Annotated in this window: 28 protein-coding genes and 1 other RNA gene; 7 read left to right on the forward strand and 22 right to left on the reverse strand. The window is 52.1% G+C overall.

The genetic code is table 11. The features are described 5' to 3' along the window. Positions 1 to 5 precede the first annotated feature (5 nt). Entirely contained in the window at positions 6 to 146 is a 141-nt protein-coding gene (gene ykgO / locus ACUTQW_RS18100; RefSeq protein WP_004949353.1) for a type B 50S ribosomal protein L36, read from the forward strand. A 114-nt stretch (positions 147 to 260) separates the two neighbouring features. On the opposite strand, the gene ACUTQW_RS18105 is transcribed toward ykgO, so the two are convergent. From ACUTQW_RS18105 to ACUTQW_RS18115, 3 genes are read right to left on the reverse strand one after another with little or no spacing between them, the layout of a single operon-like run. Then, positions 261 to 1,139: a metal ABC transporter substrate-binding protein gene (locus tag ACUTQW_RS18105; protein ID WP_006323980.1), complete on the reverse strand. Its 879-nt coding sequence runs from the start codon at positions 1,137 to 1,139 to the stop codon at positions 261 to 263. A gap of 25 nt (positions 1,140 to 1,164) precedes the next feature. Then, on the reverse strand, positions 1,165 to 2,022 hold the full coding sequence (locus ACUTQW_RS18110) for a metal ABC transporter permease (RefSeq protein WP_004949351.1): 858 nt from the start codon (positions 2,020 to 2,022) through the stop codon (positions 1,165 to 1,167). After that, positions 2,019 to 2,732: a metal ABC transporter ATP-binding protein gene (locus ACUTQW_RS18115; RefSeq protein ID WP_064799499.1), complete on the reverse strand. Its 714-nt coding sequence runs from the start codon at positions 2,730 to 2,732 to the stop codon at positions 2,019 to 2,021. The genes ACUTQW_RS18110 and ACUTQW_RS18115 overlap by 4 nt, the downstream gene beginning before the upstream one ends. A gap of 478 nt (positions 2,733 to 3,210) precedes the next feature. On the opposite strand from ACUTQW_RS18115, the gene ACUTQW_RS18120 reads away from it, so the two are divergent. From ACUTQW_RS18120 to ACUTQW_RS18130, 3 genes are all read left to right on the forward strand, one after another. Beyond that, positions 3,211 to 3,537, forward strand: a complete 327-nt coding sequence (locus ACUTQW_RS18120) for a hypothetical protein (RefSeq protein ID WP_006323972.1) — start codon at positions 3,211 to 3,213, stop codon at positions 3,535 to 3,537. 159 nt (positions 3,538 to 3,696) lie between these two features. Beyond that, complete coding sequence (gene tomB, locus ACUTQW_RS18125) at positions 3,697 to 4,065, forward strand: Hha toxicity modulator TomB (RefSeq protein WP_004949348.1); 369 nt, start codon at positions 3,697 to 3,699, stop codon at positions 4,063 to 4,065. 50 nt (positions 4,066 to 4,115) lie between these two features. After that, a complete protein-coding gene (locus ACUTQW_RS18130; protein ID WP_006322256.1) occupies positions 4,116 to 4,319 on the forward strand; it encodes an HHA domain-containing protein in 204 nt (67 codons plus the stop codon). A 239-nt stretch (positions 4,320 to 4,558) separates the two neighbouring features. Here the strand turns inward: ACUTQW_RS18130 and ACUTQW_RS18135 are convergent, their stop codons facing one another. Continuing rightward, a complete protein-coding gene (locus ACUTQW_RS18135) occupies positions 4,559 to 5,095 on the reverse strand; it encodes a cytochrome b (RefSeq protein ID WP_006323971.1) in 537 nt (178 codons plus the stop codon). Positions 5,096 to 5,155: 60 nt separating this feature from the next. After that, a complete protein-coding gene (gbpA, locus tag ACUTQW_RS18140) occupies positions 5,156 to 6,577 on the reverse strand; it encodes an N-acetylglucosamine-binding protein GbpA (RefSeq protein ID WP_064799500.1) in 1,422 nt (473 codons plus the stop codon). 279 nt (positions 6,578 to 6,856) lie between these two features. On the opposite strand from gbpA, the gene gspS reads away from it, so the two are divergent. Then, positions 6,857 to 7,231 carry a type II secretion system pilot lipoprotein GspS gene (gene gspS / locus ACUTQW_RS18145; protein ID WP_062793130.1) on the forward strand — a complete coding sequence of 125 codons (375 nt, stop codon included), beginning with the start codon at positions 6,857 to 6,859 and terminating at the stop codon, positions 7,229 to 7,231. Here the strand turns inward: gspS and ACUTQW_RS18150 are convergent. From ACUTQW_RS18150 to ffs, 16 genes are all read right to left on the reverse strand, one after another. Further along, on the reverse strand, positions 7,228 to 8,058 hold the full coding sequence (locus ACUTQW_RS18150; RefSeq protein WP_064799501.1) for a prepilin peptidase: 831 nt from the start codon (positions 8,056 to 8,058) through the stop codon (positions 7,228 to 7,230). The two genes, gspS and ACUTQW_RS18150, sit on opposite strands and share 4 nt — an antisense overlap. Positions 8,059 to 8,090: 32 nt before the next feature. Next, on the reverse strand, positions 8,091 to 8,552 hold the full coding sequence (gene gspM / locus ACUTQW_RS18155; RefSeq protein WP_006323963.1) for a type II secretion system protein GspM: 462 nt from the start codon (positions 8,550 to 8,552) through the stop codon (positions 8,091 to 8,093). Beyond that, on the reverse strand, positions 8,549 to 9,679 hold the full coding sequence (gene gspL / locus ACUTQW_RS18160) for a type II secretion system protein GspL (RefSeq protein WP_006323962.1): 1,131 nt from the start codon (positions 9,677 to 9,679) through the stop codon (positions 8,549 to 8,551). Before gspL ends, gspM begins: the two co-directional genes overlap by 4 nt. A 3-nt stretch (positions 9,680 to 9,682) precedes the next feature. Beyond that, entirely contained in the window at positions 9,683 to 10,618 is a 936-nt protein-coding gene (gspK, locus tag ACUTQW_RS18165; protein WP_445654928.1) for a type II secretion system minor pseudopilin GspK, read from the reverse strand. After that, positions 10,615 to 11,226, reverse strand: coding sequence for a type II secretion system minor pseudopilin GspJ (gene gspJ, locus ACUTQW_RS18170; RefSeq protein WP_006323956.1), 612 nt, complete (start codon positions 11,224 to 11,226; stop codon positions 10,615 to 10,617). The genes gspK and gspJ overlap by 4 nt, the downstream gene beginning before the upstream one ends. Continuing rightward, positions 11,223 to 11,600 carry a type II secretion system minor pseudopilin GspI gene (gene gspI / locus ACUTQW_RS18175; RefSeq protein ID WP_171407178.1) on the reverse strand — a complete coding sequence of 126 codons (378 nt, stop codon included), beginning with the start codon at positions 11,598 to 11,600 and terminating at the stop codon, positions 11,223 to 11,225. Before gspI ends, gspJ begins: the two co-directional genes overlap by 4 nt. Next, the gene (gene gspH, locus ACUTQW_RS18180; RefSeq protein WP_006323954.1) at positions 11,590 to 12,081 is read right to left on the reverse strand and encodes a type II secretion system minor pseudopilin GspH; all 492 of its coding nucleotides are present in this window, start codon (positions 12,079 to 12,081) and stop codon (positions 11,590 to 11,592) included. The genes gspI and gspH overlap by 11 nt, the downstream gene beginning before the upstream one ends. Next, the gene (gene gspG / locus ACUTQW_RS18185) at positions 12,081 to 12,557 is read right to left on the reverse strand and encodes a type II secretion system major pseudopilin GspG (protein WP_044033762.1); all 477 of its coding nucleotides are present in this window, start codon (positions 12,555 to 12,557) and stop codon (positions 12,081 to 12,083) included. Before gspG ends, gspH begins: the two co-directional genes overlap by 1 nt. Positions 12,558 to 12,562: 5 nt before the next feature. Further along, positions 12,563 to 13,774 (reverse strand): type II secretion system inner membrane protein GspF, encoded by a 1,212-nt coding sequence (gene gspF / locus ACUTQW_RS18190; protein ID WP_006323952.1) that lies wholly within the window; start codon positions 13,772 to 13,774, stop codon positions 12,563 to 12,565. Further along, positions 13,764 to 15,260 carry a type II secretion system ATPase GspE gene (gene gspE / locus ACUTQW_RS18195; protein ID WP_020438548.1) on the reverse strand — a complete coding sequence of 499 codons (1,497 nt, stop codon included), beginning with the start codon at positions 15,258 to 15,260 and terminating at the stop codon, positions 13,764 to 13,766. Before gspE ends, gspF begins: the two co-directional genes overlap by 11 nt. After that, positions 15,257 to 17,149 carry a type II secretion system secretin GspD gene (gene gspD, locus ACUTQW_RS18200; protein WP_052028156.1) on the reverse strand — a complete coding sequence of 631 codons (1,893 nt, stop codon included), beginning with the start codon at positions 17,147 to 17,149 and terminating at the stop codon, positions 15,257 to 15,259. The genes gspE and gspD overlap by 4 nt, the downstream gene beginning before the upstream one ends. Positions 17,150 to 17,274: 125 nt before the next feature. After that, a complete protein-coding gene (locus ACUTQW_RS18205; RefSeq protein WP_006323949.1) occupies positions 17,275 to 17,781 on the reverse strand; it encodes a type II secretion system protein N in 507 nt (168 codons plus the stop codon). A 49-nt stretch (positions 17,782 to 17,830) separates the two neighbouring features. After that, the gene (locus tag ACUTQW_RS18210) at positions 17,831 to 18,322 is read right to left on the reverse strand and encodes a winged helix-turn-helix domain-containing protein (protein ID WP_020438546.1); all 492 of its coding nucleotides are present in this window, start codon (positions 18,320 to 18,322) and stop codon (positions 17,831 to 17,833) included. 411 nt (positions 18,323 to 18,733) lie between these two features. Continuing rightward, positions 18,734 to 19,228, reverse strand: a complete 495-nt coding sequence (locus ACUTQW_RS18215) for a FidL-like protein (protein WP_037432252.1) — start codon at positions 19,226 to 19,228, stop codon at positions 18,734 to 18,736. Continuing rightward, the gene (locus tag ACUTQW_RS18220) at positions 19,213 to 20,013 is read right to left on the reverse strand and encodes a winged helix-turn-helix domain-containing protein (protein WP_006323946.1); all 801 of its coding nucleotides are present in this window, start codon (positions 20,011 to 20,013) and stop codon (positions 19,213 to 19,215) included. Before ACUTQW_RS18220 ends, ACUTQW_RS18215 begins: the two co-directional genes overlap by 16 nt. A gap of 344 nt (positions 20,014 to 20,357) precedes the next feature. Next, positions 20,358 to 20,454: signal recognition particle sRNA small type (gene ffs / locus ACUTQW_RS18225), an RNA gene on the reverse strand. Positions 20,455 to 20,612: 158 nt separating this feature from the next. On the opposite strand from ffs, the gene ACUTQW_RS18230 reads away from it, so the two are divergent. Next, positions 20,613 to 20,927 carry an MGMT family protein gene (locus ACUTQW_RS18230; protein WP_004949344.1) on the forward strand — a complete coding sequence of 105 codons (315 nt, stop codon included), beginning with the start codon at positions 20,613 to 20,615 and terminating at the stop codon, positions 20,925 to 20,927. A gap of 65 nt (positions 20,928 to 20,992) precedes the next feature. On the opposite strand, the gene ACUTQW_RS18235 is transcribed toward ACUTQW_RS18230, so the two are convergent. Next, positions 20,993 to 21,484 (reverse strand): YbaY family lipoprotein, encoded by a 492-nt coding sequence (locus tag ACUTQW_RS18235; protein ID WP_004949342.1) that lies wholly within the window; start codon positions 21,482 to 21,484, stop codon positions 20,993 to 20,995. A 230-nt stretch (positions 21,485 to 21,714) separates the two neighbouring features. On the opposite strand from ACUTQW_RS18235, the gene tesB reads away from it, so the two are divergent. After that, positions 21,715 to 22,578 carry an acyl-CoA thioesterase II gene (tesB, locus tag ACUTQW_RS18240; RefSeq protein WP_006323944.1) on the forward strand — a complete coding sequence of 288 codons (864 nt, stop codon included), beginning with the start codon at positions 21,715 to 21,717 and terminating at the stop codon, positions 22,576 to 22,578. Positions 22,579 to 22,614 lie beyond the last annotated feature (36 nt).

Below are 22,614 nucleotides of genomic sequence, written 5' to 3' on the forward strand. Positions count from 1 at the left end.
TCAACATGCAGGTTTTAAGTTCGTTGCGGTCGGCGAAGAAGCGCCATCCGGATTGCAAAGTCGTACGCCGCAATGGTCGTATCTATGTGATTTGTAAAAGCAACCCGCGCTTCAAAGCGGTGCAGGGACGCAAGAAAAAGCGTTAACGTCTGAAGTGTCGTCTGTCGCAAAGCCCCGTTGCTGCTCAACGGGGCTTTTTTATGGAGAAAGGAAACGGGAACGCAACAGTGGCCCCGCCTTGCCGGCAGGGCCGCTACGGTTTATTTCATGCTGCCTAACAACGTATCGACGTTGTGCCGGAACGCCTCTACATAGGTCGCCGCCGGCCCTTGCGGTTTGGACAGCGCCTCTGGATACAGTTCACCGCCGGCTTTCGCGCCGGTGGCGGCGGCAATCTGTTTCACCAGCCGCGGATCGGTTTGGTTTTCAATAAAGTAGGCATTAACCTTCTCCTGTTTGATCTGCTTAATCAAACCGGCCACGTCGCTGGCGCTGGCTTCGGCCTCGGTAGAGAAACCGACCGGAGCAAGGAAAGTGACGCCATATTCTTGACCAAAATAACCGAAAGCATCATGACTGGTCAGCACCTTACGTTTTTGCTGCGGTACCGCGGCAAACTGGGTTTTGGCCCAGAGATCCAATTTCTGCAACTGCTGGATATATTCTGAACCGCGCTGGCGGAAATAATTGGCGTCCTGCGGATCGGCGGCAATCAGCGCATTCATTACGTTGGTTGCGTATTGCACTCCGTTCTTCATGCTGTTCCAGGCATGGGGATCGGTGACCTCCTTGCCGTCTTCGCTCATCTGGCGGGTGTCGATCCCCTGCGATGCGGTAACCACCTGCCCTTTATACCCCGAGGCACCGACCAGGCGATCAATCCAGCCCTCCAGCCCAAGCCCGCTGACGAACACCACATCGGCCTGCGACAGCACCTTACTGTCTTTCGGCGAAGGTTCAAAGCTGTGCGGATCGCCGTCCGGCCCCACTAATGTAGTGACCCTGACGTGTTCTCCCCCCACCTGCTTCACGATATCGCCGAGGATCGAAAAGCTGGCGACGGCATCAACGGTTTTCGCCATCGCCAATGGGCTGGACAGCAGAGCAGCGACTGCCAGCGAAATAGGTAAACGTTTCATACTTTCTCCTTGAACTTGGCACTTCTCAACGGCGCGCGAGAGAATAAATTCCCCCACGCGTCCCAAACAAAATCGACCCAAAAAAGATCACGCTGGCGCTGAGCACAATCGCCGGGCCGGCGGGCAATGACGCGTAATAAGACCATTCGAGGCCAATCAGGCTTGAGAGCATGCCAATCCCCATCGCCACCGCCAACGTATGTGGCAGATTACGCGCCCAGAAACGCGCGCTGGCGGCAGGCAGCATCATCAACCCCACCGACATCAGCGTGCCGAGGATCTGGAACCCCGCCACCAGATTTATCACCACCAGAGCCAGAAACAGCCCGTGTATCAGCGCCAGCCAGCGCGGCGCACTGACTCGCAAAAAGGTGGCGTCGAAAGATTCGATCACCAGGGCGCGATACAGCAGCGCCAGTGCCAACAGCGAAAAACTGGCTATTACACCCACCATCAAAATGGCGTTCGTATCTACCGCCAGAATCGAGCCGAACAGCACATGCAGCAGATCGACACTTGAACCACGCAGTGAGACCAGCGTCACCCCCAGCGCCAACGAACCCAGATAAAAACCGGCGAAACTGGCGTCTTCTTTCAGCGGCGTTCGGCGGCTGACCAACCCGGAGAGCATCGCCACCGCCAGTCCGGCGATAAACCCGCCGACACCCATCGCCACCAGCGACATGCCTGAAATCAAATAGCCTATCGCCGCCCCGGGCAGTACCGCGTGGGACAACGCATCGCCAACCAGACTCATGCGCCGCAGTAACAGAAACACCCCCAAGGGCGCTGCGCTGAGCGACAGCGCAAAACAGGCCACCAGCGCACGACGCATAAAACCGAATGAGGCAAAGGGATCGATGAGAGGATCAAGCAGCATCATGGTGCTACCGCCATCAGGCACTGGGGCCGGCTGGCGACGTTCAGCGCCGGAATATGTTCCAGCACCCGATCGGCATCGCCCCAATGGCAACACTGTGGCGTTAACAGCAACGCCTGAGGAAAATGATTGGCCACCACCGACATATCGTGTAACACGGCAATCACCGTTCGCCCCTGTTGGTGCAGTTGTGCGATCACCTGCAGCAATAATTGGGTGGTGGCGCTGTCGATGCCGGTAAAAGGTTCATCCAATAAAATCAACGGTGCCTGCTGGACCAGCAAGCGAGCAAACAACACTCGTTGCAGCTGACCACCTGAAAGTTCGCCTATCGGGCTTCTCGCCATCGACGCCATGCCCACGGCATCCAGCGCCTCGACAATCTGCAACCCGGCGCGCTTGTTCAGCCCACGGAACATACCGCACTGCGGCCAGCTTCCCATGGCCACCAGATCGCTCACAAGGATCGGGAACTGACGATCCAGCTCAGCCTGCTGCGGCAGATATGCCATGCGCGGTAACTTGTTGCCGCTGAAAAGCAGGCTGCCGCTCTGCAAAGGTAAAAGCCCAGCCAAGGTTTTCAGCAACGTGGACTTGCCGGCACCGTTAACGCCAACCACCGCCGTCAAAGAGCCGGCAGCGAAATGTCCGCTAAGAGGTGGAAACAACGGAGTGCCGCCGTAACCAAACACGGCCTGTTGCAGCGTAATCATGGCAGCAATACCGCCCAGCGAATGCCCAGCCACAACAGGGCCAACAATGCTGCCGCAATGCCGCAGCGTAATCCCGCCGATGCGGTGAACAGGGAATGCAGTGACGGCTCAGCGTCATGTTGATGGGGTGCGGATGTCAGTTTCATAGCCAAAGAGAAGAAAGATTGATTGTTACAGTATAACATCACATAACCATCGACACCTCAAGCGCTCCGCCGGCGATTTATGTAACGGAACTTAACAAAGAAAGTTATGCTTGCACCGATAATTAGCAGATTAACGAATAACGGAGCTACTCCCTTTGAGATATACCGAATAACATCAGGGTTATTAAGCAGTAAACAACGTTGAGAAACTGTAAAAAAGCCCCCGATAAACGAAAAGTTTACCGACGAGGTGACGAAAAAGGAGTAAGATAAATAGATTGGATAGCGGTACGGCCAGACATTAAATGCATGTGACTCTTCGTTGCGACACAATGACGGAAGCACTTTCCGTTAAAAAACTAAAAAAAATGATTAACGATAAAATTTCAGAGTTGGTGCCGGCATTGACCAGCGGCCTGAGTTTTTATTCGGAAAGCGCACGTTACGCCGAGGGCTCATTAGAAATACTTGATATTCAAAATGTGAGCAGCAACCAGTATTCAATGAGTTATCGCTATAAATGGACAATTTTCAACGCCTGTCTGGATATCAGCGCCGAGGAATACATCAGCGACAGCGTGACTTTTAGCGTTGTCGAAACGGGATTAACCTTTGACATCATTGATAACTCCCGCCCCTCTACCGCAGATGAATTGTAAGTTTACGTAATAACAGCAGGCCAAATGCGAAAAAATGATTTATATTCATTATACGGAAAGTTTATTTTGTCACCGTTAAGCTGCCTCCGTCCATGATGTAAATCAGCTTACTCACAGAGTGTTATCAACACCGAAATTAAGACTTACGGAGGGGATGATATGGATGAGTATTCGCCTAAAAGGCACGATATTGCTCAGCTCAAATTCTTGTGCGAAAATTTGTATGATGAAGGTATCGCAACGCTGGGCGACAGCCACCACGGCTGGGTGAACGATCCAACGTCTTCCGTCAACCTCCAGCTTAACGAGTTGATTGAACATATTGCTTCGTTTGTGATGAGTTATAAAATTAAATACATGGACGAAAGTGATTTATCGGAGTTAGTCGAAGAGTATCTCGACGATACCTACACGCTGTTTAGCAGTTATGGTATTAATGATTCCGATTTGCGCCGCTGGCAAAAAACCAAAGCGCGATTATTCAGAATGTTCTCAGGAGAGGGCATCTGTACGACAATGAAAACTTAGGGGATAATTATCCCCAAATTACTCTACGGTTTATACAACTAAAGGCTATCATGACTAAAATTGACTATCTGATGCGTTTACGTAAATGCACCACGATTGACACCCTGGAACGCGTTATTGAAAAAAATAAGTATGAGCTTTCGGATGACGAACTAGAGCTGTTCTACTCTGCAGCGGACCACCGTTTGGCCGAGCTCACCATGAATAAGCTGTACGATAAAATCCCCGTTGCCGTTTGGAAATTCGTACGATAATCCAGGTGATAAATGCGTTGAGCCGATACCTTTATCGGCTTCAATGTTTACGGCAAGCACGCATTTATCTTATTGACTTGCAGTGATTTTCATTCACTGCCGAAATCCCGCAATATAGTCGGAAGCCCCCCTCAATAATAGCCACTGTCAATTCCCCGCCCATTATTACACCGCCAGAAAATCCCTCGGATAACGGCGGCGCACCAGCGGAAAAACCGGCGCGCCAAACAGTACGCAGGCTACAACATGCGGCGCAGAATCGCATTCTTTTCAAAGTAGTGATGCTTTATCACCGCAGCCACGTGGAGCACAATCATTCCCGCCAGCGCCACACATGAACAGCGATGTATGACAAAAAAGAATCTGTTCACCTCCAGGCTGTCCACCGGACGGGGGAAATCTATAACGCCAAAGACCTGAAATCCCTTTTCCAACATTAAAAAACCGCTGATCAATACCACGAAAATAAGCAGGTAGAATACCTCGTGCAGCAAATGCACCAGCCCCTTCCCATGCCCTTTCAGCATTTCGCCATAGGGGACCGAGGGTCTGAAAAAACGCCAGAGAAAGCGTGCCATCATCAGCGGCGTCAGCACCAGGGCCAACGACATATTGGTCTCCGAGAAAAAGGTAAATATCCGCTCATTCGGCATAAAATGCAGTGAATATCCGACAATCATGACGTAAAACATCGCGACGGCAATGATCCAATGCAATAGGCGGCTGAAGAGATCGTAACGAGTGCGGATGCCAATCGTTTCAGTTTGATGTTGCATAAAACCCTCTTAAAAGCGGCCATTGCTGGCCGCTGAATATTCTGTTCGTTATCGGATCGCTTACTTCTTCACAACCCACGCGTCCTGCCAGTTGGAACCCACACCCGGCTCATAATTGTTTGATGCGCTGTTCCACTGTATGCAGTAGCCGCTGTACGGGAATGGCTTACATTCGTAAACCTTGCCATCTTTCGGCTGCAACACTGTGGTGCCGGCGGTGTATTTGCTCAGGTCGTTCGGGAAGACGAAGTTATATTCTCCGGTGCCGCCGGTAGACTCGGCTTCAAGATTGAAGTTCTCAACGTCAGGCTGAATGCTATGCCCGTTATCGTTAGTCGCAATCACCTTCAACATATGGTGACCTTCGCTGACGTTGTTCAGATCCATGCTCAACGGCTGGCTGGCGTCATCTACGGTGGCTTTCAGGTAGCCTTTCTCGGTCTGATGATGATCGAACACGCGCGCTTCGACGGTCAGCTTGCCTTTCACCTCAGCGTTAAAGGTCAACTGGGATTTACCGTCTTTGATCTTGGTGCTCGACAGCCCACTAATGCGGATTTCCTCGGTAACGGCCGGGGTTTCTTCCTCGTAGGAAATCACCACGCTCTTCAGCGTGCTGCCTTTCTTGGCGAAGACGTAGTTGTTACCGGCGATTGGGTTGACGTTGCCGTCTTTATCTTTAACACCGGCGCGCACGTCGGCGTGGGTGGCGTTAATTTTTTCCGCGAGCGCCTGGCTCCAGCGATTTTTATCGGTCAGCGCTTCGCTGTTGATATCGAGTTCAACCTGCATGGCGATCACTTCGCCGGCATCACTGAAGAAACGGGCGATCGCCTTATCGCCGATCGACAGGTTTTTACCGTTGATCTGCCCTTGCAGTTGCTGGTTCCACTCGGAAACAATGCCGCCATCTTCAAAGTTAACGTCGACAGCCTGATAGAAGCTGTTTACCGTGTCGTTAATTTCCCACACGCCATAAATCACCTGGTAACCGGTTCTTTCCGGAACTACGCACTGGTGAACTTCACGCTCTTTTGGCGCATCGCCGTGGCCATCGACTTCACAGAAAGGCTCACTTTCGAAAGATTCACGCGACAGCGGCTTATTCACATCCCAGTTCTGCTTGGTGATGTAATAACGCCAGTTGTTGGTTTTGTGCTTGGCGGTATGGTACCAAGTGAAGGCCTGAGGACCCGGCTTCATGGTATTCAGCGCCCAAATGTTGATGCCCTGACGGTCAAGTGGCTCAAAGCCCCCGACGCCGCCGCTGGCCAATTGGCCATCCAGAGGCTGGTCATTAGCCGGAAAACCAGAGATTTGCTCCACGCTCTGCGGTTCATACTGCGCCCGACCGCAGTCGGTGTTTGAACCCAGTTTGCATTTAAATGCGCGGCTCTCGGGGACTTCAATATAACCGTGTGACCATGCAGCGGAAGAGGCGGCAAGTGTTGCCATCATCAAGGCAATTTTTGATAATTTCATTACTACTCCAGTTAAACTGTTCGGCTTTCAACTGATAAAAGTCAAATAACTTTCAGTCGAATTATTTACTGTTCTAATAAACGCGGTAACTTCCCGCCCCAAGAGAATAAAACGAATAAATAAGCCCGAGATACTTAGGTTGCCTTAACTTAATGCACATTAATGTCAGCAAACCCTTAGTAAATATGAAGAATACTTAAAAAGAACCGGGAGCATTGAAACCATAATAAGCCGAAGATAAAATAACCAACCACTCCCAATACCGAATATGAGAATAGCGTGTTTACTAAAAATATTGCTGCGTTAACGATATCCCTCGGACTGCTGTCTGGCTGTCAGCATTCTGCAGAACATAAAACCACACCGCCAACGGCCGAGCATCAGCTGGAACAACTGTCCTCACTGGTCGGCGCCAGCCAGTTTCTTCGGGAAAAATGCAGCCGCGCCGACATCCCGACCAATGATAAGTTGGCCGCGGCGGCATTGAGCGAAGCAAATAAAAAAGGTTGGCCAAGCCAAGACGTGAATCAAACCCAATTACTCGATGCGGCCAAAGGGGTATTTGATCGGCTGAATGCCGACGCTACGCCCCTGGCGCAGAAATGCAGCAGCTTTAACCAGTCGCTGGCGCGTTTTCTTGAGCATACGCGCTAGCCGACAACCGGCTGGATAATCCAGTGGTAAAGCACCCACGACCATCCGGCTATCGCCAGTCCTGGCCCGAACGGCAAGGGCTGCGAGCAGCTGCGGGAACGCATCACACGCAGTAGCAACAGCCAGATCAGGCTGCTGGAAGAACCGATAAGCAGGATAGGCGGCAGGGCTTCATATCCCCCCCACGCCCCCAACGCCGCCAGCAATTTAAAGTCGCCATACCCCAAGCCTTCACGCCCGGTCGATAACCGGAAACCCCAGTAAAGCAGCCAAAGGGTGAGATAGCCCGCTACCGCCCCGATTACCGCGGCGGGTAAAAATTGCGGCTGCGCGATGCTATGCCACAACAACCCGGCCCACAGCAATGACAGCGTCAAACAATCGGGCAATAGCTGCCGCTCCACATCGATAGCCGACAGTGCCAACAATAATGAAAATAACGCCAACATGAAAAACCAGTCGATACCGACACCGATAAAACAGGCTATCGATATGCCGGCCAGCATGGTAACTAATTCCACCAGCGGATAACGCGAGGAAATATCCTCCCGGCAGTGGCGGCAACGCCCGCGCAATATCAACCAACTCAGCAGTGGAATATTATCATAGGGTTTTATTTTCTCTAAACAGTGCGGACACGTTGACCTTGGCAGAAAAAAATTAAATACATCAGGATGACGGCCATTAACCCTTTCATCCTCTTCACGCTCAAGCATCTTGGGCAGCCGGTAAATTACCACATTAATAAAACTGCCCAAACAAAGGCTCAGCACTGCGCTGAATAATAGCCAGCAGTCACTGGCCATATTTTCAATGACGGATAACATATTTCCCTCTGAATGAATAAAACCGGGATCGCTTATAAAATGGCTTGCTGCGCCGCCACCAACAGTTGGCTGACCTTCACCACGCCCTGATCCTGTTCGCTGCGTTCGACGGCAAGTTGCACCACCCGAATCCCTTGCTCGCGCTGCAATTCGGCCAGCCAGATCGTTAAACGCGCGAACGGGATGGAGACTAACGTCATCCGCACGCCTTCTTCGCTTTCGTCCCAGGCCGTAACGGGAATTTGATTTTCTTGCGCGCTCTGCCGCAGGCGTTCCTGCAGCAGTACAGGGGGGGCGGCATCAGGAGGTAATCGCGATTGCAACCGGGCGACGTTGCCCATCTGCACATTCAGCGCCTCCAACCGCTGCGTATTTTTTTTCACCTGATGAAACTGATACAGACAATAACTGAAGGCCGCCAACAGCATCAGGCTCAACGCCACCGCCGCCTGCAGGCTTTTATCCGCTCTTAAATCGGCTATCCGTGCTTTCATTGCTCTTCTCCAACCGTCAGGGTCACCAAATTATCCGAAGGCCCTTCCGTCATGGCGATGCTGATGCCATTGTCTTCGGTTGGTGGCGCCAGTTGCGTATCCTCTTTTAACAGGGTGATAACCAGCTCATTTTTAGCGCCATCGAAAATTAACGACTGCAGTTGCGGCTGCTCCCACAGAGACAGCGCCTCGGTGGCATAAGGCAACAGCTTAAACAGCTGAGGCTCCTTCAATATATTTTGCATCTGTCTGACTTTTTTTCTGGCCTCCTCAACGGGCGAAGCCGTTAGCGGCTGCCCCGGCGACAGATGCCGATATAAAGCGGCCATCTGCCTTTCGGCTTGCCCGGCCTTCAGTTGATGGTACAAACCGCAAACCAGCAACGAACAACTGACCAATAGCAACGCACAGGCGGTCTTTCCCGGAATAAACCGCGGCCATCTGAGAGCGGGTTTAAATTTCCCCTGCAGCAGGTTGCTCTTGCTGCGCCCGGCTTCGTTCGCCAATTGCCATAGCGGATCCCCTGCGGAGGATCCGCTCTCCCATGTCGAGGGCACACTGCCACCGGCGTGAATACAAAGATCCGGCGTGACCGGAAGTTCGGTGTCCTCCCACGCGCACGGCAATTGCATGCCCTGCCATTTTCCCGTTCTTATCAACCATCGATCGGGCCAATAGGCCACGCTGCACTCTCCGGGCAGGGGCAATGCCAGCACGTCCGGGAGCATTTTATCGGCATGAAGGCCGCAGGCACGCAGCCGTTCGCACCAGGTTTGCATTTGCGTCAGCGTGACCCCGGCAATGCCGAAATTCATCTGCTCCTTGCCCAAGATTACCCAGTGCATCTGCTCCACGTCGGTCAGCAGTTCGCTTTCATGCTGGAACGCCAACGCCATCGGTGTCGCCAGCCTGGATTTCCCCTGAAACTGCGTGTGGCGCAGCACCACATGGCGCGCAGGAACCAGCACCACCACCTTGCTGTTCCGCGCCATAACCGCCAGCTCGGCACCCGCATTATCCAGATCGAGGCTGGCGGCAAAGACGCTTTGCGCTTCCCCCACCTTGCCCCAGCGCACATCGGCGACGGCGCCGTGCCCCAGAGCGATTAACAGAATATTGTCCGACATACTCTAGTGTTCTCCCCAGCCAAACTGGCGCCGAATGACCTTCGTGCCGGTACTGTTCCGTTGCAATGCGCTGACCAAGCGATACCTGCCGTCATCCAGTTTCACCCGCAGTTCCACAGTAAAGCGGTTGCCGGTGGTGACCAGTCCGTCAGCCAGGCCGCCGTCTTTCAGCTTACGCAGTTCGGGGTAGTTATCCGTGGTTAAAAAGTCCAATGAGTTCCAGCCAAGCTGCGGCCGACCGGCGATGATCGCCAGGAGTTGCTCGTTACCCAAAGCATTCAGCAACATCGCCCTGATCAGCGGCAACTGCCGCTCCGTGGCGGTATTGAGGTTAATTTGCAGCGTATTATCCGGTAAGGCGCAGACCAATGGCGCTATACGCAGGTACAGTTCAGGGTTTATGACGCCGATCTCCCGCAGTTCACTGACGTCTTCAATCAGATAGCCCGTTTCAGACGTGCCGCGTTGTGCGCTGATTTTCGTAATAACAGCGTCGGCGATAGCGCCGGCCTGCGGCTCGTCAACGCCCAGATTGGTGAGCAACAGCATGAATATCCGCTTCTCTCTCGCTATTTTCGGCTTTTCGCCCCCAACGTCATCCACCAGGGATGACGTTGCGAGCGCATTCAAATTAAAACAGACATCGGCGCTGACGATACGCACTGAAACCTCTCCCTCTTCCGTGCGCATGGCCATATCTTCACGCGCCCATGCCTGCCCCAAACTCACCGAGACCTGCTTATCCAACGCCTGTTGCAACTGCCTTTTGGCATAGATTTCTCCGCCCAACAGCAACCATTTGGCCCTTAATTGATCCTGCTGAAACTGCGCTCGCGTCAACGACCTCTGCCAGTAGATATTGATATTCACCGCAATAATCGTCATCACCGACATCATTAACAAAACCATCAACAACGCCATTCCCCGCTGTTTATTCATGATTTTTCCTCAGGCGACAGCGGGACAATGCGCCGCACCACGCCGAAAGAACCTGTTTCGACGGTGATCTCGACTGCCTGAGGCAGCCAGGTGCTGGCATGCCATGCCGCTAACCATTCGCCTTGATAATAAAAACGCAGTTGGAACCGCAACACGTCCGACAACAACGCCACACTGCGCGCGGCAGACGGCGGGCTGTTCAGGGCTGGGGAGCTCAGGCGGTCCAACTTCCCCTTCTGAAACCGATATTCCACCCGCTCCAGCGTCGAACGCGGCAGCCTGGCACCGGGGTTATGCCAGTAATTCCTGATCATCGTGACCCGATAGCCGCCATCCCCCTCCGCAGCCCCGCGCGCCATAAACTCCGGTATGCCGGTTTGACCGGCCAAACCGGCCGGCGTACGGGTGAGTGCATGGGTAAAGTCCCGTTCAATGAGGGTTAGCGCCCGTTGCAACTGAACCATTTGCGTCGATTTTCGCTGGGTGATCTCACTGTTTCTCAATACACCTTTGAAAATCATCATCGCCGTGAGCGACAGCAAAGAAAAAATAACGATGGCCAGCATCATTTCCACCAGAGTAAAACCGCGCTCCGCTTTCCTGTTCATGGCAATTCTCTGTAGGCCAACAGCCTGATCAAGGCGCCTGGTGCCTGCGGATCGCGCCGAACTTCCATTTCTATCGCCCGCATCCCGGCATCCGTGGTATCTCTGCCGCGATAACGCCAATACCAGGTTTCATCCGCCATTTCCGTCGTCCCCTGACGCCATGCCTGCGTGGGCGGGACCCTATCAAGCTGCAATAAAGTCAATTGGTTATCCGCTACCCACAGGGCGATATTCTTCGCCTCGATGGCCCCCAGGCTTTGCACCTGCCCTCCGGTGGTTTTGATTAACGCCATGCAACCAATGGCGAATATCATCAGCGCAACCATCACCTCCAGCAGGGTCATGCCTCGCTGCCGTTGATATTTAAGCTTCATCACAGTGGGCTTCTGTCGTTTCAAACGTAAAGAAACCGGTCGCGCTGAGTTGCCACTGGCATTTCCCCTGCTGCAATGTGACGGAAAACACGGTGGTTTCACCGCCCGGATACAGCCAAACCTGCGGTTCCTCCTGCGGTGGCCACTCGCCTTTCAGCGAAACCGCCTGCCGTTCCAGGGCCAACGACAGTTCAACCCCGGCCGGTAACGGTGAGCCTATCGCCACCGCAGTTTTATCCTGCGGTTGACCGGCGGCGACAATACGCCACCCCTTGCGGCTGAACGCCACGCCATAGGTTGTTCCTTCACGCTCAGCCCGTTCCGCAACCTCATTCAACTGCCAGGCCAGTTGCTCACCCTGTCGTGCCAGTTGATTTTCAACTGCGGGAGAACGCAGCATCACCAGGCTGCTGGTGATGCCTAACAACAGCAGCACCAGCATAATTTCCAGCAGGGTAAAACCGCGTTCGCACCTCATCATTACTCTGCTTTATCCGCCGTTTTATCAGGCCAGTTACCGATGTCATCCTCACTGTCGGCAATACCATCCTGGCCGCTGGAAAACACGTCCAGCTTGCCGTGCCGCCCGGGATTGCGCAGTTGATACGCATTGCCCCAGGGATCCTGCGGCAGGCGGCGGATATAACCGTCTTCAGGATAATTGCGGGGAACCGGCGCCACTTCAGGCTTGGCCGACAGCGCAGCCAACCCCTGCTCCGAACTGGGATAACGCCCATTGTCCAATTTGTACATATCCAGCGCATTCTCCAGGGCGACAATATCGCTGGTCGCCTTTTGCTTATCCGCTTTCTCTTTATTTCCCATCAGGCTGGGAATAGTCAAACTGGCCAATAACCCCAGAATCACAATCACCACCATAATTTCCAAAAGCGTAAAACCCTTTTGACGAAACTTGCGTACACGACTGCTCTTTCTCACTTTATTTTCCGTTAACATCTTTCTCATCCAATCATGTTATTGAGCTGCAATATTGGCTGCAGGATAGCCAAAATAATAAACAGCACCGAACTGGCCATCACTATCACCAATAAAGGTTCAAACAGCCCCAGAGCCAAGGTTATTTGCCGATTAAAGGCGTCCTGTTGCATATTCGCCGCCCGCTCGAGCATCATTTCCAATTCACCGCTGCGCTCACCGGACATGATCATGTGCCGCATCATCGGCGAAAAAAGCGCGGTCCCCTCCAGAGACGGCGACAACCCTTCACCTTCACGCACCCGTTCCATCGCCGCCAGCAACCGCTGCCGGGCATGATCATTGCCCAACACGCTGGCGCTGATGCGCATCGCCTCCAGTAACGGCACCGCGCTGGCGTTCAAAATGCTCAACGTTTTGGCATAGCGCGCCGTATTCACGCCCAGGGTCAACTTGCCGATAACCGGCAGCCGCAGGATAAAAGCATGCCACCGGGTACGCCTGGCCGGCACCTTCAGGCAATAGCGAAACAAACCGACGCCCGCCAGCAACAGCATCAGCGCTGCCGGCCCCCATTGTCGGATGGCGTCACTGGCACCGATCAGCAGCCGGGTGGACAACGGCAAGGCCTGTTTCATATGAATAAATTGCTCGATGACTTTAGGCACCACCGCAGTAAGCAAAATGGCCACTACCCCGATCGCCACCACCGTCAACACCATTGGGTACACCAATGCCTGAGTGATCTTGTTTTTCATTTGCTGACGCTGTTCGACATAGTCGGCCAAACGCTCCAGCACCGGCGCAAGATGGCCGGAGATTTCGCCGGCAGTCACCATGGCGCAGTACAGGCGATCAAAAATAGGCGGGTATTGCCCCAAGGCATGCGCCAGGGAAAACCCCTCCAGGATCCGCAGACGTACCTGCGTCAGAACCGCCTGCAAGCCTTTCTTTTCCGTTTGCCGCGCCACCGCCATCAGCGCTTCTTCTAGCGGCAACGCGGCGGACATCAACGTCGCCAACTGACGGGTCAACAACGCCAGATCGCTGCTCGTGACGCCGGAGGTCAGCCTGAATCCAGCCAGCTTGTTGAAACTGCGCATTTTTTTGGCTTTAACCGCCAGCACCTGCCATCCTTTTTCACGCAACAGGTCACGGGCATGGCGCAAGGAATCGGCCTCGAGTTCCCCGCGTCGGGCACGCCCTTGCCTGTCGCAGGCATGATAATCAAACCTCATCGCCATCCCCTTCGCGGGTCACTCTCAGCACCTCTTCCAGGCTGGTCTCGCCGGCGCTCATTTTGGCGATCCCATCCTGACGTAAAGACTGATAGCGCGAGGCGGCCAGCCGCATGATGTCGATCTCGCTGTCTCCGCGGTGGATCGCCAGCCGCATGGGTTCATCCAGCACCAACAGCTCATGCAGCCCGATACGGCCAAGGTAGCCTTGCCCACTGCAGGCGTTACAGCCTAGAGGTCGCCAGCAAGTGACGCCCTGATCCACAGGCAGATCAAACGCCCGCCGTTGCCGATCAGACAGGGCGTAGGGTTCGCGGCACTGCGGACACAGCCGCCGCACCAGACGCTGCGCCAACACGCCGCTAAGCGAACTGGACAGCAAGAATGGCTCAACCCCCATATCTCGCAGGCGGGTAATGGCGCCGATCGCCGTATTGGTGTGCAATGTGGACAGCACCAGGTGCCCGGTCAGCGAAGCCTGAACCGCAATCTGCGCCGTTTCGCCGTCGCGGATCTCACCGATCAGCACCACATCGGGATCTTGGCGCAGCAACGCACGCAGCCCGCGGGCGAAGGTCATGTCCACCTTCGGATTCACCTGAGTCTGCGCAATGCCGCTCAACTCGTACTCGACCGGATCTTCAATGGTCATGATGTTGCGGTTTTCGTCGTTAATCTGGTTCAGCAAGGTATAAAGCGTGGTGCTCTTGCCGGAGCCGGTCGGCCCGGTAACCAGGATGATGCCGTGCGGCTGCTGAATCAGACGCATCAGCGCCTGTTGACGCTCCTGCGTCATCCCCAAACTGGGCAGATCCAGCCTGACGCTATTTTTGTCCAGCAGGCGCATAACCACCCGTTCGCCGTGGCTGGCCGGCATCACCGATACGCGCACGTCGATCGCCCGTCCACCGACCTTCAACGTCATGCGTCCATCCTGCGGCACCCGTTTTTCAGCTATGTCCAGTTTCGACATCACTTTGATGCGCGACACCAGCAGCGCGGCCAATTTGCGCTGTGGCGCCAGAATGCGTTGCAGCGCACCGTCAATGCGAAAACGGATCACCAATTCGCTTTCGTAGGTTTCGATATGGATGTCTGAGGCACGGGCTTTGATTGCCTCGCTCAGCATGGCGTTGATCAGGCGGATGATTGGCGCATCGTTCTGCTCATCCAGCAGGTCCTGTTGCTCCGGCAGCTCTTCCGCCAGCGTGTAAAAGTCCAGCTCGCCGCCCAGATCGTCGATCATCTTCTGCGCATGACCGGCCTCCTGCTGGTAATACGCCACCAGCTTTTGTTCAAAGATTTCAGGCTCCAACCGCACCAACATCGGCTCGCCCGGCAAACAGCGGTATGCTTCCATCAGCGCGGCCTGAGCCGTTTGCTGATGGCAATACAGCAGTGTGTCGCTCTGTTCGGCGACGGCGAGCACGCCGTGCTGGCGCGCCCAGGCAAAAGGCAACAGGTGGCCTGAGGGGTTCGGCGTCATGGTTTTCCCTCTTGGCCATAGAACGCATTGACCTGCGAAATGACGCGGAGAAACGCTTGATTGTCACCCGCGGTTTGGCCAGAGGAGATTTCCTCGCGCAACGCCGTTTTCAGCTCGATATCTTCCCGCTGCTCAACATCAAATTTGCCGACTTTACGTTGGCTCTGCTGAGAGAATCCTTCGGTCGTCCGGATGATGGTCGGGCGGATGAACAGCATTAAATTGCGCTTGCTCTCTTTCACCGACGTAGAACGAAACAGCGCGCCCAATACCGGAATTTTCCCCAACAGCGGAACGCTGCTTTCCACCTCTGAATTGGTTTTATCCAGCAGACCGCCAACCACTACCGTTTCGCCGCTGTCGACCAACACGGTGTTATTTACCGTACGGATATTAAAAGTGGCGCCCAGGGAATCGGCGGAGACCTGCGTATTGTCGGCAACGCTGGAGACTTCCTGCTCAATCTGCATCAGGACCGATTGGCCCTTGTTAATCTGCGGTTTGACCTTGAGTTTTATCCCCACGGTTTTACGCGAGACGGTATTGAAAACGTTATCGCTGTTGGTGGTTTGCGAACCGGTCAAAATAGGCACATCCTGGCCTACGCTGAATTCCGCTTCGGCGTTATCCAGGGTGACAATGCTCGGCGTAGCCAGAATATTATTTTGATTATTGCTGGCGATGGCGGATAGCAATACCCCCCAGTTTCCGCTGTAAAAGCCGGTCATCAAACCACTGGCCTTGTTGAAAGCCTCGAGCATGCCACCGTCAAAACCCGTTGAAACGCCAGGTACATTGCCGCCAAACTGCGTGCCACCGCCGTATTTATTGGCCCACTGGACGCCGATATTCAGCCCCTGGCCATCCTGCACTTCGACAATCACCGCCTCAACCAGCACCTGAGCACGGCGGACATCCAGCTTGGCCACCACCTCTTCCAGGTCGCGCATCACATCCGGCGCAGCGGTGATGATCAACGCATTGGTTTGCTCATCGGCTTTGATCACCACATTTTTCAACAAGGCTACATTGGTTGCCGCGCCCTCTTTTTCATTTTGCAGGCCTGAGCTAATCCCCGTCAGCACCTCGACCAGGCTCTGCGCCTTGGCGTATTTCAGTTGAATGACTTGGGTATTGCCTTGATTGACGCTCTTGTTATCCAGCTGATAAATCATGTCCTTAACATATTCGCGGATCCGATCGTCGCCGGTAATCATCACAGTATTGGTTCTTTCATCCGCGACCAGCCGCAGCGTCGCAGCACCCGCCATCCGCTGCTTGCCCTCTTCGCGGAACAGCGCATTGACCATACGCACAATCTCGGCCGCCGCCGCATGCTTCAGCGCAAGCGTTTCTATCTGATTGCTGTCGTCCTGATCCATCTCCCGAACAATATCGATCAACCCATTCACTACCGCGGCTCTGCCGGTTATCAACAACGCGTTGCCCTGTTCATAGTGCGCCACGCTGCCTACGCCCACGCTGTCATTCAGTTGACGTAATAATGGGGAAATATCCTTGGCCGCGATATTGCGCAAAGGAACAATACGCATTACAACCTCATCCCCTTCCCCAATCAGCTCACCGCCGGCCTGCGACAAAGCGGCTCTTTTCCCGTCTTTCGCCACAATGACTTTAAGCACGTTATTTGGCATACCAATGACGGTATATCCGTACACGTCCAGCACGTTCAGGAAGAATTGATAATATTGTTTATCGTTAAGCTGCTCATAGCTACGTACGGTGACTTTTCCTTTCACCGCCGGATCAATAATGATCGTTTTGCCCAGGTTTTTACTGACCGTGTTGATAAATTCCTGAATATCCGTACCTTTGAAATTGGCAGAGAATGACGCTGCATGCGTTATCCCGGGGGTAACCGCCAACATTGATACCACCACCAGTTCCCGCCAGGGAAGGCGGGCCAGTTGATGGCCAAAATGGTAAAAAAGATGCGTAATCACAATGTAGCCTTATGACCTTAAAAAGTTCCAATTCTAAAAAGAAAGCACACCTAGTCTTTTAAAATCATCAAGGCGTAGTATCCATTCTCGTCAAGCAATATCTTGTCTTGCAGTATCCGTAATACGACGACATTACTGTTAGCAATGCGATCGCCCATACCATAACTGGCCTGTTTGCCGGAGCGTTCTATTATCGCCAGGCTGTGTTTGGGGTTATCGCTAAACAGCAAGCCGGTAACTTTTCCCGCCAGACGCGTTTCAGGGGCATTGTTGATAACATCGTCGCTTATGCCCTGCGAGCTAATCTTATAGCTCACGCCGTTATTCCCCTCTCCCCGACTTTCCCCATAGCGGCCAAAAAAATCAGCATTGTTGATTTTTTCTATATCATCTTTCGCAGGGAAACCAACATAACGTCCCCTTTCAGGCACGAAGTTACGCTGCGACGATACATCTGCCTGATCGATACGGTAAATTTTCCAAAGCTGAGAGAAAATAAACACCGCATTCGCCAGAAAGAAAAATGAAATAAAAAAAACAATAAACCTTTTACTCACTTAGGCCTCGGGGTAATCAGATAAATTGGCGGCACGTTTTCATCAGGCGCTAAGCAGACACACCCACAAACATCGCCACCGAAAACAGCAGAGTCAACGTCAGTGCAATTTTGTAGTTAATGGTTTCCAAAATGCCCTTCTTCCCTTTTTTACTTTCCGCCAGTTTTTTATTTTCAGACCCAGCACCCACAGTGGTTTCCCGCTCGCAGGCCTGAAAACTCAGCATGACGCCAAATCGGGGAATGGTTTTAATCACCTGACCAGGGATGCCGTGCCGCGACAACAACGATCGACATTGAAATATAATTTGATGATAATTGTTATCGCTGATGGTTTCATGATTGCAAAACCATACTGCGCGAATAATATCATTCTTTTTATATATACCACTAAGCAGACAGAGAATAAACCGACGTTGCAGTTCCGTCATTTCAATGATGATATTCTCTCTTTTGAAAAACAATGTTTTATTATTGTTATCCAATACAACCGACTCATTTTCCATCAGGGTGTCATTCAGAGCAATGTCATGTATATCCATATTTCACCTATTGGCTATAAAAATAATAATCAGGTATTTTTTTGCATTCCAGCCCCCAAACAACCCTGTTCAAGGAAGAAGCAAAACAATAGCGCAATTAAATATGCCATCTAATAAAACATGAACAACAATGAATGGCAACAGCATCCAAATGCAATATATAAGATAAAATTAATAATATTTAGAAAAACAGATTAAAACAAAAATAATAAATAAAAACAACAAGTTATATTAAAATATAAAATGAATAAAATAACATATATAAAAATATATATCATTTCTCATAATTATAGACATCCTGATGTGAGGTGGGAGTCAGGAATAGAGGCGCTTAGCCTGACTATAACACTAAAGGAGAAAAATAGTAGTTAATTAATAATTTCTATCGTTACTATGCTCTCACACCATAGACTATGATTTCACATTACAAATAAACATCGGGGTATAAACGTTACTAAACATCAGAGTGTCCTTATCAAGATAATTGATATGGTAGAAGTTAGATTCACTATTAAAAAAATAGGAGTACACCTCAGAGGGTAAGGTATCTCTTGCCGAACGTTGTTCATTGCCATATTTAAATTTATAAAAATCATCTTGTGCAACATACGTGAAATTAACATTGCGACTCACAAAAAAACGTTTATCTCCACTGCTCGCCACGCCATTCAGAGTCATAATGCCCTTATTGCTTGTAAAAAAAACGTAGTGCATTTTTAAAATGAGGCGAATATCCATAGGTATGCTGACATTGTCCAAATCATTGGCGTAAGTGAATTTCGCATTAGCTTCGCAGGCAATGCCCTTTAAATCCTGATGAGAATGGGTGAGATAATATATGCTACTGCCAAAAATAATGCACAGAACAATGAGTATCATCGACAGTACGGTTAACTTTTTTTCCATGCGCGGATATACTCGCTTTCACAATGATGATAAAAATGATCGCTGTTCATTACACATTTTGCGATAAACTGACGGCCACTGTCTTCTGTGGTATTAAGAGAGTGATTGAGCCGTGTAATAATCACTTCATCCTTACCACATCGATTGCCATAAAGATCCTTTTCGGCCAAAAACTGCAGGTAGCGATCCGTTTTTTTATCGAGATACCTTCCAGAGTAATAAATCGGGCAACCTTTGACCACACCAAGATAAGAGATAAACGGGCGCTTCTCATTTTCACGGTAATGCTGATAATAAAAAAACAAGAAAACCAGGATGGCAAGCGGCAATGCAATTGATAAGGTACGAAGTAACGTAATCAGATAATAATGATGTGCATATGGTCTTTGGCTACCACTGGCGTCAGACATTAACGGGGGGGCATCTTCCGGCGATTGGCTGGGGGGGGCAATGTCCAAGATTTTAATTAAAATGGTTTTATTAATTCTATAACCTGTTTTAGCCACCGTGATGATCAAGCGATCGCTGAATCCTACGGAAAGCAATGCCCGGCGAGTCAGGCTAATATATTGGTTCAGGGTTGCGGAGGATACACTCAGATTTTGTTCACCCCAAACCTGCTTAAAAATATCCTCTCTGCTTACCGGCTTCACGCCATGCTCAAGCAAGCATTTGAACACCCTGACATTCAGGCTCGATAAAAATACTTCCTTACCATTTCTCATGCTCTTTAAAGAGCCGTTCTCGGTATTAAAGGCAACCTTGTTATCAATGATATAAATCATGTTACAGCCTAATCTGATGCCTGATTATTGTCCAAAACGCCGTACCGACCCATTATAGTCAATAGTAAAATTATTGCCTGACAACGCCAGGCATCAACAATATTTTAACCACAACATCGACACCCCGCAACATCAAGATAATTATCATCCTATTCAGGTATCGCTGAAAAAGAAAAAACATCGAGACCGACATTCTTGAGACATCATATTATTTTTTAGGTGAAAATCTGATCGGATGACTGATTATAACGTCTATTTATCGAGCGGACAGGCTAAACGACGATAGACAAAAATAGTTCGTAAGCGATGGGGGAGGAAAAGGCGGAAGCTGAAATTGGTGGAGGCCCTGCCAGCTACATCCCGGCACACACGTCACCTGCTACGGCTGCTTCCTTCCGGATCTGACCGAGTTCACAAGTTAGTGTTGCGGGAGAACCAACAGGGCCCCCATTGACGGCTTCTATGACTGCGAAGCGGTGGGCATTATCGGCGATGACCAGCCAAATAGCAAGCCAACCGGGGCTAACCGCTGTTTTCTTACCCACCCTGGCTATGGCACACTTGCATCCTTGGATTTTTGCCGCAGCAGGAAAACATAAATGGAACCAGAAGACGCCACATTCAGCCAGCGCGTGTTCCACGTGATAGCCGCCATTCCCTATGGCAAGGTCACGACCTATGGCGAGGTAGCGCGGCTAGCGGGCTCACCGCGTGCCGCACGTCAGGTCGGCGGCGTACTGAGGCGTCTGCCGGAAGGCAGCAGCCTGCCCTGGCACCGGGTGATTAACCGTCACGGCCAAATTTCGCAGCAGGGGGAGGACTTTCAACGTCAGCGCCAGGCGCTGCTGAGTGAGGGAATCATCTTCGGGGCGCACAGCACGGTCGATCTGCTGATTTATGGCTGGCGCTGGTAGCAAAAAAACAGCCTTTGGCCGGAGCGCAAAGGCTGTTGATTTCTTACTGCTTCAGGTTTTCCGGCTTACGGCATGGCTGTTGGCGTTGCCTGAACCGCAATGCCTTGCACCGGAACCAACTGCAGGTCGGCACGGGTGCCGTTGCGGTTCACGACTTCCTGGATAGTATCGGTGATAAAGGTCATCCGGCCGTTTACCGTAATGGCCGCGCTCAGGATAATGCGCGCATTAGGCTGAATATCTGCCGGGTTGTAAGGCAGGACAAAATTAAACGGCGCCTGCTTGCCTTCAGTGCGAACCGCACGCTGGGCAATCACTTTCGACGGCGCATCCGCCAATGAGGCATCAGAGAGCGTAACCGTCAGTACGGCATCCGGTGGCAGCGCAATGCGCTGGCGAATGTTAACCGAACCAGTTACCGCCGGGCCCTGAATCTGCGTTTGCGCAATCGCTGGGTTTCCCGCTGCCGGCACAGGCACATTGGCGCTCTTTTGAGCACAACCCGCCAGGGTGATCGTCAATGCTGCTGCTCCACCTACGATTTGCCAGAGTTTCATGGATCGGTCTCCTTTTTTATTATCAATAGCTTGGTGGCTTTCACCACCCCACTCATTAAACTTAGCACAAAATACTGAAAAATCCATTTAGCACTGCCCATTAATCACTTAGCCTTCTAATAACGCTCAGTATTCAGGCAATTTCCCCTGTGCCTTAACGCAACATATTGACGTCTTGCCGTGATATTCCGCACACTGCGCAAAATGATTATTAAAAGGGTAATAACTTTATGAGCCAGGCACTGCAAAACCTCCTCGATCTGCTGGATCTGGAGAAAATCGAAGAAGGGTTGTTCCGCGGACAAAGCGAAGATCTGGGTCTACGTCAGGTATTCGGCGGCCAGGTGGTCGGCCAGGCGCTGTATGCCGCCAAACAAAGCGTGCCGGCAGAACGCAGTGTGCACTCGTTCCACAGCTATTTTTTGCGCCCGGGCGACAGCAGCAAACCGATTATTTATGACGTAGAAATCCTGCGCGACGGCAATAGCTTCAGCGCCCGTCGCGTCAGCGCCATTCAGCACGGTAAACCGATCTTCTACATGACCGCCTCTTTCCAAAGCCCGGAAGCGGGGTTTGAACACCAGAACACCATGCCGGACGTGCCGCCGCCAGAAGGGCTGATGTCCGAATCAGACATTGCCCAAAAGTTGGCGCATATGCTGCCGGATAAGGTGCGTGAAAAGTTTATCGGCCAAAAGCCGATTGAAATGCGCCCGGTCAAATTCCACAACCCGCTGAAAGGCACGGTGGAAGAACCGCACCGTTACGTGTGGTTCCGCGCCAACGGCACCATGCCGGACGATCAGCGTATCCACCAATATCTGCTGGGCTATGCGTCAGATTTCAACTTCCTGCCGACGGCGCTACAGCCGCACGGCGTCGGCTTCCTTGAGCCGGGCATGCAGGTGGCGACTATCGATCATTCGATGTGGTTCCACCGGCCGTTCCGCATGGACGACTGGTTGCTGTACGTAGTGGAAAGCTCCTCAGCTTCTGGTGCGCGCGGCTTTGTGCGCGGCCAGTTCTACACCCGTGAAGGCGTACTGGTCGCCACTACGGTACAAGAAGGCGTGATTCGCCAGCGCGATGCCTAAATCGCGATGCCTAAATAAAGAAAAAGGGCGATGTCA

It is taken from the genome of Serratia sp. TSA_7, from assembly GCF_052692135.1.